This is a genomic window from Aliiroseovarius sp. YM-037 (assembly GCF_048060095.1).
In the GTDB taxonomy this organism is placed as follows: domain Bacteria; phylum Pseudomonadota; class Alphaproteobacteria; order Rhodobacterales; family Rhodobacteraceae; genus JBLUOA01.
The window spans coordinates 426,545-440,575 of the sequence record NZ_JBLUOA010000002.1 but is presented as its reverse complement, the minus strand read 5'-3'; the positions used below and the strand labels follow the sequence as shown (position 1 = coordinate 440,575).

The window sequence follows — 14,031 nt, the reverse complement described above, 5'->3', positions numbered from 1 at the left end:
GAAAATCCACACTATGTGATCACACGCAATATCCGTGTGATCACAAATGGCGCGACGGGGTGCGAATTGCTGCGGTCGGTAGCGCTATCAGCTAAGAATCAGTGAATTTGCGCGTTAACGAAAAAGGACGCGCCGTAATGACGCGCCCTTTGGAAATAAGGTCGGTGCGGTTAAGCGAGGCTTTCGTCGATGCCCTTGCACGCCTTGACCAGACCTTTGACAGCGTCGACGGATTTGTCGAACATGGCTTGTTCGTCCTTCGACATCTTGATGTCGATGACCCGTTCGATGCCGTCTTTGCCGATCACAGTCGGAACGCCGACATACATGCCCTTGAGGCCAAGCGCGCCGTCGACCCATGCGGCACAGGGCAGAACACGTTTTTGATCCTTGAGATAGGCTTCGGCCATTTCGATGGCGCTGGTGGCGGGGGCGTAGAAAGCCGATCCGGTTTTCAGCAGGCCAACGATTTCGGCACCACCGTCGCGGGTGCGCTGCACGATCGCGTCGAGTTTTTCCTGCGTGGTCCACCCCATTTTCACGAGGTCGGGCAGGGGAATGCCACCAACAGTCGAATAACGCACGAGCGGCACCATCGTATCGCCATGGCCGCCCAGAACGAAGGCCGACACATCGCGCATCGACACGCCGAATTCCAGCGCAAGGAAGTGGCGGAAGCGGGCAGAGTCGAGCACACCCGCCATGCCGCAGACTTTTTCATGCGGCAGGCCGGAAAATTCGCGCAGCGCCCAGACCATTGCGTCAAGCGGGTTGGTAATGCAGATGACAAAGGCGTTCGGCGCGTGTTTCGCGATGCCTTCGCCGACGGATTTCATAACCTTGAGGTTGATGCCGAGCAGGTCGTCGCGGCTCATCCCCGGTTTGCGGGGGACGCCGGCGGTCACGATGCAGACATCGGCCCCCGCGATATCGGCGTAGTCCTGCGTGCCCTTCAGTTCGGCGTCAAAGCCTTCGGCGGGGCCGGATTCGGCGATGTCGAGCGCTTTGCCTTCCGGCACGCCTTCGGCAATGTCGAAAAGGACAACATCGCCAAGTTCTTTCATTGCAGCCAGATGGGCGAGTGTGCCCCCGATTTGTCCCGCGCCGATAAGGGCGATTTTGGGTCGAGCCATGATTGAGTCTCCGGTGGGTTTTGGTTGGGGGATGCCTACTCAAATCCCGCAACGCTTGCAAGCGCGGGGAACGCGGCACATCCGCACGACGCCAAGGAAATGAAAAAGGCCGGTCGCGTAAAAGACCGGCCATTCTGTCAGCACGCTGTGGACGGCTTACCCTTCATACGAAGGCTGCTGTTCCAGCGCCTCTTGGGTGGAGTCGATGTAGACCCGCAGGTCAGCCCCGTCGTCAGAGCGCTGGATATTCAGCTCGTCCAGCGTCACGGCGATGTGTTTTTCGCCAATGCCGAGGAAACCGCCAACATCAATCACGGCTTTTTCGATCTGACCGTCGGTATCCACGATCAACTCGCCGATTTCACCGACATCTTCGTCGTTGATGCCATAGACACGGGCGCCGGTAAGGTCTTCGGTGTTGAGTTCGTCAAGCATTGTCGTGGCATAGCCGTCGCGACGGACATCCGGCGGGGTCAGCATCATGCGGTCTTCCGCCATTTCAGCGTCTTCGGCAGGTGCTTCCTCTACCGCGCCTTCAGCAACTTCTTCGTTGGTTTCAGCGAGGGTCGGGTCGTCTGTCATGTCCGCTTGCGCCATGTCACGTTCATAGGACGGGGCGTTTTCCAGCATTTCCTGCGACGCGTTCACAACGAGGAAGCGGTCATTGCTGTCGCCTTCTTCACGCAGAATCTTAATTTGGTCCATCGTCATGGCGACGTCTTTCTCGCCAATACCAAGGAACCCGCCGACACCGATAATCACGGCTTGAACTTTGCCGTCAGCATCAACGATCAGGTCGTTGATTTCGCCGATGTCGTCCCATTCAGTTTCGGCACCGTCAGCAACTTCCATCGACGCGTCGACTTCGGCTTCGCTGCTATAGATGCGCATGCCAATCAGGTCAGAGGCATAAAAGTCCTGACCAGCCTGAAATTCATATTGGCCCATCGCAGAATGGCTCTCTGCAAAGGCCGAAGTTCCGAGCACCAGTGCGGTTGCAGCGGTTGTAAGTAGGCGTTTCATTTTAGTCCTCCGGTTAGGTTGCGCGGGCATTGCGCCCGGTATGGAATTGAAACCCAGAGGAGCGGTGCGAGTTCCGCAAAAATATTGCTGTTTTTAGGGGGAACCGAACGCAAGGTTCGCGCGTTATAGGCGCTATTTTTCATCGCCTTATGGTTGATTTTCAAGGACATGGAAAACGATACCGCTCCGCCGCGCGATGGTGTATGTCGGGCGCGTTTGGTGCTGAACCGGGGCAGGAGTGATCGAGCTTAACGCATACTTTTTCGCGCTGGCGATACCGGCGGTGATCTTCGCCGGGGTGTCCAAGGGCGGCTTTGGCTCGGGGGCGGCCTTCGCGGCGACGCCACTACTGGCGCTTGTGCTTGATCCGGGGGCCGCGATTGGGTTGATGCTGCCGCTTTTGATGCTGATGGATGTGACTGCGCTAAAGCCCTACTGGCGGAAGTGGAGCGTTCCGCACGCCCGCGTTCTGATCCTTGCGTCGCTTCCCGGCGTGGCGTTAGGGGCGGTGTTCTATTCCGTTGCTGACCCGGATCTGTTTCGGCTGCTGATTGGTGTTATCGCAATCGGGTTCGTTCTTTGGCGCCTGTTCGGGCGCGCAAGGATGGAGGGCGCGCGGAGGCTGCCCGCGTGGGTCGGGCCAATCGCCGGTATCGTCGCCGGGTTCACCAGCTTCATCAGCCACGCGGGCGGGCCGCCTGCGGCGGTCTACCTGCTGGCGCAAGGGCTCGGCAAAACCACCTATCAGGCCACGACCGTGATTGTGTTCTGGGTCATCAATATGGTGAAGTTCGTGCCCTACGCTATGCTCGGCATCTTTAGCTGGGACACGCTGGTTGCCGACCTTCTGCTGATCCCGGTTGCGGTATTTGGCGTTTGGCTGGGCGTCAAATGTCATCACGCCCTATCCGAGCGGACCTATTTCGCGATCACATACGTGTTCCTCGTCCTTTCGGGGGCGAAACTGATCTGGGATGCGCTGACGTAATCGGCAATTTCTGCGATGCGGCATATCGACCCTTGCCATTTGGTGCGCGGGTGTGATGCTTTGCGCAACAATATTGCCTTTGGAGGAATCATGTCCCAACCCGCGCGGCCCTATCGATCTGTCCTTTATATCCCAAGTTCAAACACCCGCGCGATGGAGAAGGTGAAGACCCTGCCGGTCGATGCGATCATCTTTGATCTGGAAGATGCGGTTGCCGCCGAGGAGAAGGACAACGCCCGCACGACTTTGGCAGGGGCGCTGGGCGCAGGCGGGTTCGGCCCGCGGGCCCGGATTGTTCGGATCAACGGGCTCGACACCGATTGGGGCGCGAAAGATGCCGAGGCCGCGCGCAATATGGACGCGGACGCGGTGCTACTGCCCAAAGTCGACCGTGCTGCGGATGTCGATGCGCTGGCGGAGATCGTCGGAGACATGCCGATCTGGGCGATGATGGAAACCCCGCTGGGGATGCTGAACGCCGCCGAAATCGCGGCCCATCCGCGGATGGCCGGTTTCGTGATGGGCACGAATGACCTTGCGAAAGAACTTGGGTGTCGCTTCCGCTCTGATCGCTTACCGATGCAGACGTCGCTGCAGCTCTGTCTGCTGGCGGCGCGGGCGCACGGGATCGTGGCTGTCGATGGCGTCTATAACGCGTTCAAGGATGAGGACGGCCTGCGCGCGGAATGCGAGCAGGGGCGCGATATGGGGTTTGACGGCAAAACCCTGATCCACCCTGCGCAAGTCGCCATCGCGAACGCTGCCTTCGCCCCGACCGACGAAGAAATCGACCTTGCCCGGCGACAGATCGAAGCATTCGAAGAAGCCGAGGCTGCGGGCAAGGGCGTTGCGGTTGTGGATGGCAAGATCGTCGAAAATCTGCATATCGTGACCGCGCGGCAAACTTTGTCCAAGGCAGAGGCGATTGCCGAGTTGGAAAACGCATGAGGCGACCATGATACTCCTGATCCTAGGACTCGCCCTTTGGGTGGGTGCACATTTCTTTAAAAGGCTTGCGCCGGGACCGCGCGTCGCGATGGGCGATAAAGGCAAAGGGCCGATCGCCCTGATGATCCTGCTGAGTGTGGTTCTGATGGTGATCGGCTATCGCGGCGCCGATTGGAACGCGGTCTACGATCCGGTTGCGGGCATGGGACACCTCAACAACCTGCTGATGCTGGTATCGTTGTTCCTGTTCGGCGCGGGTAGCGCCAAGGGAGTTGTTGCGTCGAAGCTGCGCCACCCGATGCTGCTCGGAATGCTCACATGGGCAGTCGCGCATTTGTTGGTGAACGGGGACCAAGCGTCGGTCGTGTTGTTCGGTGGGCTGGGGCTGTGGGCTATTGCCGAGATGGCTCTGATCAACCGCGCCGAAGGACCGTGGACCGCCCCGGCGCCCGGGCCGATTGCGAAAGACGGCAAGAATGTCGTCATCGCGCTTGCCCTCTATGCGATCATCGCCGGCATTCACATCTGGCTGGGTTACAATCCATTTCTGGGAACTTACGCATGAAGCTATATCGATTGCTGACCGAGGATGACACGTCTGCCTTTTGCCACAAGGTGACAGAAGCGCTGAACAAGGGATGGGCGCTGCACGGCGACCCCACCTACGCATTTGACTCTGCCAATGGCGTGATGCGCTGCGGACAAGCGGTTGTGAAAGAGGTTGAGGGCGATTATCACCCCGATCTGAAACTGGGCGCGCAGTGATGGCCGAAAAAACCAACCTCGGTCGCTTTTTTGAGGACTACACCGTCGGCCAGGTAATCCGCCATGCGGTGCCGCGGACGATCAAGATGGGGGAAAGGGCGCTGTATCACGCGCTCTACCCGGCGCGACACGCGCTTTATTCGTCGGACCAGTTCGCGCAAGATTGCGGGCTGCCGTTCAGCCCGTTGGACGATTTGATCGCCTTCCATGTTGTGTTCGGCAAGACGGTGCCCGATATTTCGCTGAACGCGGTGGCAAATCTTGGCTATGCCGAGGGGCGCTGGCATCACCCGGTCTGGCCCGGTGACACGATCCGCTCGGAAAGCGAAGTGATCGGGGTCAAGCAAAACTCCAACGGGAAAACCGGCGTGGTCTGGGTGCGGTCGCGCGGGCTGAACCAGCATGATGAGGTTGTGCTGGACTATGTCCGCTGGGTGATGGTGCGCAAACGCGATGTGGATGCGCCCGCGCCGAAGGCCGTCGTGCCGGAGCTTGCGGAGGTCGTGCCGGCAAGCGATCTGAAAATCCCCAAGGGGCTTGATTTTACCAATTACGATTTCACTCTCGCCGGAGAACCGCATCGCTGGGGCGATTACGAGGTGGGCGAGACGATCCATCACGTCGACGGCGTCACCGTTGAAGAGGCGGAGCATATGCTCGCCACGCGGCTTTGGCAGAACACCGCCAAGGTTCACTTCGATGCGTGGGCGCGTGAGGATCGCAAGCGGTTGATCTATGGCGGCCACGTGATTTCGATGGCACGGGCGCTGTCGTTCAACGGGTTGGCCAATGCGCAGATGATCGTCGGGCTGAACGGCGGGGCGCACGCAAACCCCTGCCATGCCGGGGATACCATTCGCGCATGGTCAGAGGTTCTGGACAAAGCCGAGACGGACGCGCCGGGCGTTGGTGCGATACGGCTGCGGCTCGTGGCGACACGCAGTCTTGCCGGGGGCGGTCTGTGCAAATTGCGGGGTGAGGACGGGAAGTACCTGCCTGAAGTGCTGCTTGACCTCGACTATTGGGCGCTGATGCCGATGTGATAGCGAGGTTAGGGGCGGCGTGATAACGTTATCCTCATGCGATCGCTTGTTGCTTCGGCACTGTCCCTGACCCTTCTGACGGCCACGCCCGCCAAGGCGTGCGATCTGGCGCTGGTGTTGGCCGTCGATATCTCAGGTTCTGTCGATCACATCGAATACGCGATCCAGATGCAAGGGCTGGCGAACGGGTTGCGTGACGGGATTGTGTCCGAAGCGCTGGTGCGGGCGAATGCGTGGGTGACGGTCGTTCAATGGTCCGGCACATCGCGCCAGACGGTCGCCGTGGGCTGGACCGCTGTCAACGATTTCGAAGCGGTTGAGGCGTTCGCGAACGCCGTCGAACACGCGCCGCGGGCGTGGCGGGACTATTCCACCGCCGTCGGCGAGGCGCTTAGGTTCTCAGCTACCCAATTTGACAACGGCCCCATCTGCAAGCGCCGGGTGATCGACGTGTCAGGCGATGGCCGGTCGAACGAAGGGACTCCCCCGCTCGACGTGCATCCCGAACTGCGAAAGGCTGAGATCACCGTAAACGCCTTGGTCATCGAAGGGGCGGAAGAGGATCTGACCGCCTATTTCTGGGAAAACGTCATCATGGGGGATGGCGCCTTTGTTGTGACGGCCAACGGTTTCAACGAATATCCGGAACGAATGCAGCGCAAATTGATCCGCGAAACGACCGAACAGGTGTCGAGCATTGACTGATGGCTTGATCCCACAAAGGATTTTGGAGGAACTTTCAGTATGAAAACATCATTGCTCGCAGGCGTTCTCATTCTGTTGTCGCCTGCCGCACATGCGGATGAACAGACCGACGCCTTTGTCGAAGGTAACCTGATCGCCGTCCTGTATCATGAGCTTGGCCATGCGCTGATCGACATCATGGCGTTGCCGGTATTCGGTCAGGAAGAAGACGCCGCTGACGTGCTGAGCGTTCTGTTGATCGACGCGCTGTTTGAGGAGGATTCGGCTGTTTCGCTAACTTACGAAGCGGCGTTTGGATTTCTGGGTGAAGCAGACGCGATGGCCGCAGAAGGGGGAGAGCCGGCGTACTGGGATGTTCACGGCGCCGATCTGCAACGCTACTACAATCTGGTGTGCTTGTTCTACGGCGCCAATCCAGAGGAGCGGGAGGATGTCGCGGCAGATCTCGACTTGCCCCAAGAGCGGGCCGACAGCTGCGAGGAGGAGTTTGAACTGGCCGCCGACAGTTGGGGCGCAGTTCTGGGGGACCTTGAGGTCGGTGCACCGGGCGAAACGTTGCAATTCGAGGCAGCCGATCCCGACAGCCTGACCGCCCGTACCGTGCGGGACGAGGTCGCAGCGTTGAATGAATCCTTCGCGCTGCCCGAATCCCTTTCGATCACCGTAGAGTCTTGCGGCGAACCCAACGCTTTCTACAATCCCGAAGCGAAACAAATCACCATCTGCGCCGAATTTGAGGAACGCCTGCGCAGCCTTGCTCCGGCAGAGTAATCTGTGATCACGCAAGTAAATACTGTGATCACATAGGTCGAAAATGCGACATTTTGTCCGAAAATGGCGGCGCAGATTGCGTGGCAGCCCGTGACACTGCCGAAATTATCAGTATTTATGGGGCGACTCGTAGCTAAGGCAGTTTTACCTGAAGGGGACACCCATGGCAGACGTGAACCGGGGCAACAGGCCGCTCTCTCCTCATATCTCTGTTTATCGACCGCAAATCACATCTATGCTGTCGATATTACATCGGATCACCGGGGTCGGGTTGTCGCTGGCGGCGCTGCTGATCGTCTGGTGGTTTGCGGCTGCGGCGATTGGGGCGGATTACTTCAACTTCGTCGATGGGGTGCTGTCGTCTTGGTTCGGGGTTTTGATCCTTGTCGCGTCGCTTTGGGCCTTTTGGTTTCACTTTTTCAACGGCATTCGCCACTTGCGCTGGGATGCGGTCGTTGGCCTTGGCATTGGCGAAAGCGCCCGGAGCGGTTGGATCGCTGTCGGCGCATCCGTCGTGATGACCATCATCAGCATCATACTTGCGGTCTGAGGGGAACAGCATGTCTTACAAGACCGATTATAAACGCGTCGCTGGCCTTGGTTCCGCCAAATCCGGGACCGAGCATTTCGTATCACAGCGCCTGACTGCCATCGCGCTCATCCCGCTGTCGCTGCTGTTCCTCTGGGGGTTCGCCCCGGTGCTTGGCGAAGGGTATGAGGCGATGATTGCCCGCTATGCCAATCCAGTTCATGCCGTGATCGCGGTGATGTTCATCCTCGCGCTGTTCAGCCATCTGCGGTTGGGACTGCAGGTCGTGATCGAAGATTACATCAGCGGCCATCGCCTGCGCCTGCGCTGCCTGATCGTGAATGCGCTGATCTGGCGTGCGGCGGCGATCACCGCCATCTTCGCGCTTGTCAAACTCGCCCTTATCGCCTGATTTCGGAGTTTCCTGATGTCTTCATACGAATACGAAACGCACACCTATGACGTCGTCGTCGTGGGCGCTGGTGGGGCCGGGTTGCGGGCAACGCTTGGTATGGCAGAGCAAGGGTTGCGCACGGCTTGCGTGACTAAGGTTTTCCCGACGCGGTCGCACACGGTTGCGGCGCAGGGCGGCATCGCCGCAAGCCTATCGAACATGGGCCCCGACCATTGGCAGTGGCACATGTATGACACCGTGAAGGGGTCAGACTGGCTGGGCGATACCGACGCGATGGAGTATCTGGCGCGCGAAGCGCCCAAGGCAGTTTATGAGCTTGAACATTACGGTGTGCCGTTTTCCCGAACGGAAGAGGGCAAGATCTATCAGCGACCGTTCGGCGGCCACACGACCGAATTCGGCGAAGGCCCTGCGGTGCAGCGCACTTGTGCGGCGGCAGACCGGACGGGGCACGCGATTCTGCATACGCTCTACGGACAGTCCCTGAAAAACAACGCCGAATTCTACGTCGAATATTTCGCGATCGATCTGATTATGTCGGACGATGGAGAGTGTCAGGGCGTCGTCTGCTGGAAGCTTGACGATGGCACGATGCACGTCTTCAACGCCAAGATGGTGGTGCTGGCCACGGGTGGCTATGGCCGCGCCTATTTCAGCGCAACATCGGCCCATACCTGCACCGGCGACGGCGGCGGGATGGTGGCGCGCGCCGGGCTTGCCCTGCAGGACATGGAGTTCGTGCAGTTCCACCCGACCGGCATCTATGGCTCCGGCTGCCTGATCACCGAAGGCGCTCGGGGCGAGGGCGGATACCTCACCAACTCCGAAGGTGAGCGGTTCATGGAACGCTACGCCCCACAATACAAAGACCTCGCGCCGCGGGATTACGTGTCCCGCTCAATGACGATGGAAATCCGCGAAGGGCGCGGGGTCGGAGAAGAGGGCGACCACATCCACCTCAACCTCAATCACCTGCCTGCCGAAGCGCTTGCCGAACGCCTGCCGGGGATTTCCGAATCTGCCAAGATATTTGCGGGCGTTGACGTGACGAAGGAGCCGATCCCTGTCATTCCGACTGTTCACTACAACATGGGCGGGGTGCCGACGAATTACTGGGGCGAAGTGCTGAACCCCACGAAGGAAGATCCGAACGCCGTCGTTCCCGGCCTGATGGCCGTGGGCGAGGCGGGTTGTGCTTCGGTTCATGGTGCGAACCGGTTGGGGTCGAATTCGCTGATCGACCTTGTGGTGTTTGGCCGTGCGGCAGCGATCCGGGCGGGCAAGGTTGTTGATCCGGAATCGTCGAACCCCGCACTTAACACCGCATCGGTTGATGCCGCGTTTGATCGGTTCGACGGGCTGCGGAACGCCAAGGGTCAAACACCGACTGCTGATCTGCGGCTTGAGATGCAGAAGACCATGCAGCAGGACGCGGCGGTTTTCCGGGCGTCCAAGACCTTGGCCGATGGCGTCAAGAAGATGACCGAAATCGCGGGCAAGCTGGATGACATCAAGGTGACGGACCGCTCGCTGATCTGGAACTCTGACCTGATGGAAACGCTTGAACTGACCAACCTGATGCCGAACGCGCTCGCCACAATCCACGGGGCCGAGGCGCGGCATGAAAGCCGGGGTGCCCACGCGCATGAGGATTATTCGGAGCGTGACGACAAGAACTGGCGCGTCCATACGATTTCGCGCGTCGATGGCAACAAGGTCGATCTGACCTACCGCCCTGTTGTAAAAGATCCGCTGACAACCCCGGCCGAGGGCGGGATCGAACCGAAGAAAATCGCCCCCAAGGCGCGGACGTTCTGATGCAAGATGCGGGATATTCCGGCACCCCACTGGCAAAAAAGCTGGGGTTGAAAGACGGGCAGGCGGTGGCCTTTGCCGGGCTGCCGGAAAGCCTGTCCCATCTGACCGAGGCGCGGGCATTCTCTTACCTATCGCAAGTTGCCGACTGGACGGCGCTGAAGGACAAGATGCTCGACTATGTGCATCTGTTCACCGACAGCGCGGCGGTTGTCGATGCAGCGGTTCCGGCGCTGAAGTCGAATATCAAACCCGACGGCATGATCTGGGTGTCTTGGCCCAAGAAAGCCTCTAAAGTTCCGACGGACGTGACCGAAGACACGATCCGCAACCGCGCGCTCACCGACATTTTGGTTGATGTAAAGGTCTGCGCGGTGGACGAAATCTGGTCTGGCCTGAAACTCGTGATCCGGAAAGAACACCGGGCCGCGCTTGCAAACGCATAACGAAAGGTAGAGGTCATGGTTCAACTGACGCTCCCAAAGAACTCTCGTATGACGACGGGCAAGACATGGCCCAAGCCTGAGGGTGCGACGAATGTCCGCAAATTCCAGATTTACCGCTGGAACGAGGAAGACGGTAAGAACCCGTCGGTCGATACCTATTTCGTCGACATGGATACCTGCGGGCCGATGGTTCTGGACGCGCTGATCAAGATCAAGAATGAGATCGACCCGACCCTCACCTTCCGCCGGTCCTGTCGTGAAGGCATCTGCGGATCTTGCGCGATGAATATCGACGGAATAAATACGCTCGCCTGCATCTACGGCATGGATGAAATCGACGGGGACGTTAAGATTTACCCCCTGCCGCATATGCCCGTGGTGCGCGATCTGATCCCGGACCTGACGCACTTCTACGCCCAGCACGCAAGCATCATGCCGTGGCTGGAAACCAAGACGAACCGCCCCGCGAAAGAGTGGAAGCAGTCAATCGAAGACCGCAAAAAGCTCGACGGGCTATATGAATGCGTGATGTGCGCGAGTTGTTCGACCTCTTGCCCAAGTTACTGGTGGAACGGTGATCGTTACCTCGGTCCGGCGGCGCTTCTCCACGCGTATCGCTGGATCATCGACAGCCGGGACGAAGCAACCGGGGAGCGGTTGGACGACCTCGAAGATCCATTCAAGCTTTATCGCTGCCACACGATCATGAATTGCACAAAAACATGCCCGAAAGGGCTGAACCCCGCCAAGGCGATTGCCGAGATCAAAAAGATGATGGTCGAACGCACGGTCTAACGCGAGGGGCGCGGGATGAGCGATATCGCACTCGCCCTTTTGCTTGCCACGCTGGCCGGGGTCACGATCCCCATCGGTGCGGTGCTTGCCTCGGTCGAACGCATCAACCCGCGCTGGCTTGAGGAAGAGTTCCGCCATACCGTCATCGCCTTTGGCGGCGGAGCGTTGTTTTCCGCCATCGCGCTTGTCCTGATCCCCGAGGGGACGGAGCGTTTGACATCCTTCTGGTCGCTTTTTCTTTTCGCGGCGGGTGGCGTCAGCTTTTTCGCGGTCGACAGCTGGCTTAGCGCGCGGGGCGGGCATGGTGCGCAGTTCATGGCAATGATGCTCGACTATGTGCCAGAGGCCGCGGCGCTTGGCGCTTTGCTCGCCTACGATCCGAACACCGCATACCTTCTGGCCGGAATCATCGCGATCCAGAACCTGCCCGAAGGTTTCAACGCATATCGAGAGATTGACGCAAGCAATGCGATCCCTCGCGGACGGTTGTTGTTGCTTTTTGTCCTGGTGGTGCCAGCGGGCCCCTTGGCGGCGTGGTTCGGGATGGAGGTCTTGCGCGACGTTCCAGCGGTGCTTGGGGCGATCATGGTGTTTGCGAGCGGCGGCATTCTTTACCTGCTGTTCGAAGATGTCGCGCCGCAAGCGGTTCTGGAAAACCACCGCGCACCGCCGCTTGGCGCGGTCGCGGGGTTCCTGCTTGGTCTTGCGGGGCATTTGCTGGTCGGGTAGGGCGGCGCTATGGCACTCGTCCCGATCATCATTATCCTGATCTTTGTCGGTATGTATCTGATGCGAACCGAACGGACGCGCATGTGCCGTTGGCGTGCGCGGGATGGCGGAACCCGCCACGTCTGCGCGGCCTGTGGCGCAGAGATGGACACCCCGGGCGGCAAAATGCCAAAGATATGTATGCGCCCCTCAAAGGAGTGATCCGCAAATGACGACCCGCCCCGACGATGCCGCCGCCCGCCGCGAGATTGCGCCCGTGATTTGCTATCCAGTGGATACCTTGCCCGCACCCGATCTGGCGGGCTATCGGGCCGCGCGTCAGGGGGCGAAGAAGGTCGACGAGGTTGTCGTGGCCCCTCGCGAGGCAAGCTGTTTCGGCGTTCCCGCAGGGCAGTTTTTCCGCATCACGAGCGTCGAAGGGCCGCAAGTGGGCGACCTTAACCTCTGGAACGCGCAGAATTTGACGGAGCGGTTTTATTCAGGAAAAACAAGGGCTCTACACGGAACCCACGTCACGACAGGTGACAGGCTTTGGTCGAGCTTTCCGGCTCTGCGACCGATGGCGACGATCGTCGAGGATACGCTTGGCTGGTATGGGATCGACGCATTCGGTGGCTCTGTCCATGACGTGATCGGAACGCGGTGCGATCCTTACACGCATAACCTGTTGGCCGGGGGGCAATATCATCACTGCTGTCATTCCAACCTGACCCGTGCATTGGCCGACGCGCTTGATATTGAGCCGACCGAGGCGGAGCCGTTGGTTCATGACGTGTTGAACGTCTTTATGTGTACCGGCTTCACGCGGGATACCGGGCAGTATTTTATGAAAGCAAGCCCGGTGCGGCCCGGTGACTACATTGAGTTCTTCGCGGAAATCGACCTTTTGGGCGCGTTGTCGGCCTGCCCCGGCGGGGATTGCGGGGCGGAGCATTCAAGCGACACAACGCCATGCTACCCGCTACTGGTCGAGGTTTTTGAGCCGAAAGAAGGTGCGCTGTCGGGGTGGGAGTCGCCCACAGTCAACGGATACGACCGCAGCCACGGGCGGTGAATGAAGAGATTTCATGCCTCCGGCGGGAGTATTTCGGGCAAGATGAAACTGTCAGGCGAAGGCAGCTTCGAGGGCGATTTCGACCATGTCGCCAAAGCTCTTTTCACGTTGATCTGAGGGCAGCGCCTCTCCGGTGCCGAGGTGATCGGAGACGGTGAGGACAGCCAGTGCGCGGATGCTGTGACGTGCGGCAAGGTTGTAGAGTTCGGCGGCCTCCATCTCGACCCCCAGAATTCCGTGGCGCACCATTTGTTCATTCAAATCAGGGCGTTCGTCGTAAAAGACGTCGGATGAATAGATGCCGCCCACATGGGTATTTGTCCCTTTGCTTTCAGCCGCAGCTACGGCGGCGCGTAAAAGCGACCAGTCAGCGCAAGGGGCGAAGTTCAGTTCCTTGAAGATGCCGCGGGAGGGTGTGGAAAGGCTGCTGGCCGTCATCGCCAGAATCACATCGCGCAGGCCCACGTGATCCTGCATGCCGCCGCAAGATCCGATGCGGATCAGGGTTTTGGCTTCGTAGTCGCGGATCAGTTCGTTGACGTAGATCGACAGGCTTGGCATGCCCATGCCGGAGCCGTGGATCGTCACCGGGTTGCCATTGTAAGTGCCTGTAAAGGCGAGCATTCCGCGAACTTCGTTGACCAGTTTGGCGTCTTCCAGAAAATTCTCTGCCGCCCATTTCGCGCGGTAGGGATCGCCCGGAAGAAGGACGGTTTCGGCGATATCGCCGGCGTTTGCACCGATGTGAATGGTCATTTTGGCCCTCGCTGATTTCTGATGACTATAACGGGGTGGGGCGGGATGGAAATGCCCTCGGACGCGAAAAAGCGGGATGTGGATCGTGAACCGATTGGGCAAGGCCGCGACAAGAT

The 14,031-nt window shown here is 59.4% G+C and carries 18 protein-coding genes; 15 read left to right on the top strand and 3 right to left on the bottom strand.

What is annotated here, in order from left to right; all coding sequences use genetic code 11:
- Nucleotides 1–170: 170 nt before the first annotated feature.
- Both mdh and ACEWPJ_RS12795 read right to left on the bottom strand, forming a co-directional pair.
- The gene (gene mdh / locus ACEWPJ_RS12800) at nucleotides 171–1,133 is read right to left on the bottom strand and encodes a malate dehydrogenase (RefSeq protein ID WP_416513488.1); all 963 of its coding nucleotides are present in this window, start codon (nucleotides 1,131–1,133) and stop codon (nucleotides 171–173) included.
- A gap of 156 nt (nucleotides 1,134–1,289) precedes the next feature.
- Complete coding sequence (locus ACEWPJ_RS12795) at nucleotides 1,290–2,156, bottom strand: PRC-barrel domain-containing protein (RefSeq protein WP_416513487.1); 867 nt, start codon at nucleotides 2,154–2,156, stop codon at nucleotides 1,290–1,292.
- Nucleotides 2,157–2,394: 238 nt separating this feature from the next.
- Between ACEWPJ_RS12795 and ACEWPJ_RS12790 the strand changes: the two genes are divergently transcribed.
- The 15 genes from ACEWPJ_RS12790 to ACEWPJ_RS12720 all read left to right on the top strand — a co-directional run bounded on the left by ACEWPJ_RS12790 (nucleotide 2,395) and on the right by ACEWPJ_RS12720 (nucleotide 13,159).
- Entirely contained in the window at nucleotides 2,395–3,144 is a 750-nt protein-coding gene (locus ACEWPJ_RS12790) for a sulfite exporter TauE/SafE family protein (RefSeq protein WP_416513486.1), read from the top strand.
- A gap of 90 nt (nucleotides 3,145–3,234) precedes the next feature.
- Nucleotides 3,235–4,092, top strand: coding sequence for an HpcH/HpaI aldolase/citrate lyase family protein (locus ACEWPJ_RS12785; protein ID WP_416513485.1), 858 nt, complete (start codon nucleotides 3,235–3,237; stop codon nucleotides 4,090–4,092).
- Nucleotides 4,093–4,099: 7 nt separating this feature from the next.
- Complete coding sequence (locus ACEWPJ_RS12780; protein ID WP_416513484.1) at nucleotides 4,100–4,657, top strand: NnrU family protein; 558 nt, start codon at nucleotides 4,100–4,102, stop codon at nucleotides 4,655–4,657.
- Nucleotides 4,654–4,857, top strand: a complete 204-nt coding sequence (locus tag ACEWPJ_RS12775; protein WP_416513483.1) for a DUF1737 domain-containing protein — start codon at nucleotides 4,654–4,656, stop codon at nucleotides 4,855–4,857. Before ACEWPJ_RS12780 ends, ACEWPJ_RS12775 begins: the two co-directional genes overlap by 4 nt.
- Nucleotides 4,857–5,900, top strand: coding sequence for a MaoC family dehydratase (locus ACEWPJ_RS12770; RefSeq protein WP_416513482.1), 1,044 nt, complete (start codon nucleotides 4,857–4,859; stop codon nucleotides 5,898–5,900). The genes ACEWPJ_RS12775 and ACEWPJ_RS12770 overlap by 1 nt, the downstream gene beginning before the upstream one ends.
- Nucleotides 5,901–5,936: 36 nt before the next feature.
- Nucleotides 5,937–6,605 (top strand): DUF1194 domain-containing protein, encoded by a 669-nt coding sequence (locus ACEWPJ_RS12765; RefSeq protein ID WP_416513481.1) that lies wholly within the window; start codon nucleotides 5,937–5,939, stop codon nucleotides 6,603–6,605.
- Nucleotides 6,606–6,644: 39 nt separating this feature from the next.
- Nucleotides 6,645–7,376, top strand: a complete 732-nt coding sequence (locus ACEWPJ_RS12760; protein ID WP_416513480.1) for a DUF4344 domain-containing metallopeptidase — start codon at nucleotides 6,645–6,647, stop codon at nucleotides 7,374–7,376.
- A 163-nt stretch (nucleotides 7,377–7,539) separates the two neighbouring features.
- On the top strand, nucleotides 7,540–7,926 hold the full coding sequence (gene sdhC / locus ACEWPJ_RS12755; RefSeq protein WP_416513479.1) for a succinate dehydrogenase, cytochrome b556 subunit: 387 nt from the start codon (nucleotides 7,540–7,542) through the stop codon (nucleotides 7,924–7,926).
- Between the two features lie 10 nt (nucleotides 7,927–7,936).
- Nucleotides 7,937–8,317 carry a succinate dehydrogenase, hydrophobic membrane anchor protein gene (sdhD, locus tag ACEWPJ_RS12750; RefSeq protein ID WP_416513478.1) on the top strand — a complete coding sequence of 127 codons (381 nt, stop codon included), beginning with the start codon at nucleotides 7,937–7,939 and terminating at the stop codon, nucleotides 8,315–8,317.
- Nucleotides 8,318–8,332: 15 nt separating this feature from the next.
- Nucleotides 8,333–10,138, top strand: a complete 1,806-nt coding sequence (sdhA, locus tag ACEWPJ_RS12745) for a succinate dehydrogenase flavoprotein subunit (protein ID WP_416513477.1) — start codon at nucleotides 8,333–8,335, stop codon at nucleotides 10,136–10,138.
- Nucleotides 10,138–10,581 carry a hypothetical protein gene (locus ACEWPJ_RS12740; protein ID WP_416513476.1) on the top strand — a complete coding sequence of 148 codons (444 nt, stop codon included), beginning with the start codon at nucleotides 10,138–10,140 and terminating at the stop codon, nucleotides 10,579–10,581. Before sdhA ends, ACEWPJ_RS12740 begins: the two co-directional genes overlap by 1 nt.
- A 15-nt stretch (nucleotides 10,582–10,596) precedes the next feature.
- Nucleotides 10,597–11,376 (top strand): succinate dehydrogenase iron-sulfur subunit, encoded by a 780-nt coding sequence (locus ACEWPJ_RS12735; RefSeq protein WP_416513475.1) that lies wholly within the window; start codon nucleotides 10,597–10,599, stop codon nucleotides 11,374–11,376.
- A gap of 15 nt (nucleotides 11,377–11,391) precedes the next feature.
- Nucleotides 11,392–12,105, top strand: coding sequence for a ZIP family metal transporter (locus ACEWPJ_RS12730; protein WP_416513474.1), 714 nt, complete (start codon nucleotides 11,392–11,394; stop codon nucleotides 12,103–12,105).
- A 9-nt stretch (nucleotides 12,106–12,114) separates the two neighbouring features.
- Entirely contained in the window at nucleotides 12,115–12,306 is a 192-nt protein-coding gene (locus tag ACEWPJ_RS12725) for a hypothetical protein (protein ID WP_416513473.1), read from the top strand.
- A gap of 7 nt (nucleotides 12,307–12,313) precedes the next feature.
- Nucleotides 12,314–13,159, top strand: coding sequence for an urea carboxylase-associated family protein (locus ACEWPJ_RS12720; RefSeq protein WP_416513472.1), 846 nt, complete (start codon nucleotides 12,314–12,316; stop codon nucleotides 13,157–13,159).
- A gap of 51 nt (nucleotides 13,160–13,210) precedes the next feature.
- Here the strand turns inward: ACEWPJ_RS12720 and deoD are convergent, their stop codons facing one another.
- Nucleotides 13,211–13,915, bottom strand: coding sequence for a purine-nucleoside phosphorylase (gene deoD, locus ACEWPJ_RS12715; RefSeq protein WP_416513471.1), 705 nt, complete (start codon nucleotides 13,913–13,915; stop codon nucleotides 13,211–13,213).
- Nucleotides 13,916–14,031: the final 116 nt, after the last annotated feature.

Excerpts from the sequence above, each read along its gene's own strand:
- mdh (WP_416513488.1), bottom strand. The coding sequence starts at position 1,133 with ATGGCTCGACCCAAAATCGCCCTTATCGGCGCGGGACAAATCGGGGGC.
- ACEWPJ_RS12795 (WP_416513487.1), bottom strand. The coding sequence starts at position 2,156 with ATGAAACGCCTACTTACAACCGCTGCAACCGCACTGGTGCTCGGAACT.
- ACEWPJ_RS12785 (WP_416513485.1), top strand. The coding sequence starts at position 3,235 with ATGTCCCAACCCGCGCGGCCCTATCGATCTGTCCTTTATATCCCAAGT.
- ACEWPJ_RS12780 (WP_416513484.1), top strand. The coding sequence starts at position 4,100 with ATGATACTCCTGATCCTAGGACTCGCCCTTTGGGTGGGTGCACATTTC.
- ACEWPJ_RS12775 (WP_416513483.1), top strand. The coding sequence starts at position 4,654 with ATGAAGCTATATCGATTGCTGACCGAGGATGACACGTCTGCCTTTTGC.
- ACEWPJ_RS12770 (WP_416513482.1), top strand. The coding sequence starts at position 4,857 with ATGGCCGAAAAAACCAACCTCGGTCGCTTTTTTGAGGACTACACCGTC.
- ACEWPJ_RS12765 (WP_416513481.1), top strand. The coding sequence starts at position 5,937 with ATGCGATCGCTTGTTGCTTCGGCACTGTCCCTGACCCTTCTGACGGCC.
- ACEWPJ_RS12760 (WP_416513480.1), top strand. The coding sequence starts at position 6,645 with ATGAAAACATCATTGCTCGCAGGCGTTCTCATTCTGTTGTCGCCTGCC.
- sdhC (WP_416513479.1), top strand. The coding sequence starts at position 7,540 with ATGGCAGACGTGAACCGGGGCAACAGGCCGCTCTCTCCTCATATCTCT.
- sdhD (WP_416513478.1), top strand. The coding sequence starts at position 7,937 with ATGTCTTACAAGACCGATTATAAACGCGTCGCTGGCCTTGGTTCCGCC.
- sdhA (WP_416513477.1), top strand. The coding sequence starts at position 8,333 with ATGTCTTCATACGAATACGAAACGCACACCTATGACGTCGTCGTCGTG.
- ACEWPJ_RS12740 (WP_416513476.1), top strand. The coding sequence starts at position 10,138 with ATGCAAGATGCGGGATATTCCGGCACCCCACTGGCAAAAAAGCTGGGG.
- ACEWPJ_RS12735 (WP_416513475.1), top strand. The coding sequence starts at position 10,597 with ATGGTTCAACTGACGCTCCCAAAGAACTCTCGTATGACGACGGGCAAG.
- ACEWPJ_RS12730 (WP_416513474.1), top strand. The coding sequence starts at position 11,392 with ATGAGCGATATCGCACTCGCCCTTTTGCTTGCCACGCTGGCCGGGGTC.
- ACEWPJ_RS12725 (WP_416513473.1), top strand. The coding sequence starts at position 12,115 with ATGGCACTCGTCCCGATCATCATTATCCTGATCTTTGTCGGTATGTAT.
- ACEWPJ_RS12720 (WP_416513472.1), top strand. The coding sequence starts at position 12,314 with ATGACGACCCGCCCCGACGATGCCGCCGCCCGCCGCGAGATTGCGCCC.
- deoD (WP_416513471.1), bottom strand. The coding sequence starts at position 13,915 with ATGACCATTCACATCGGTGCAAACGCCGGCGATATCGCCGAAACCGTC.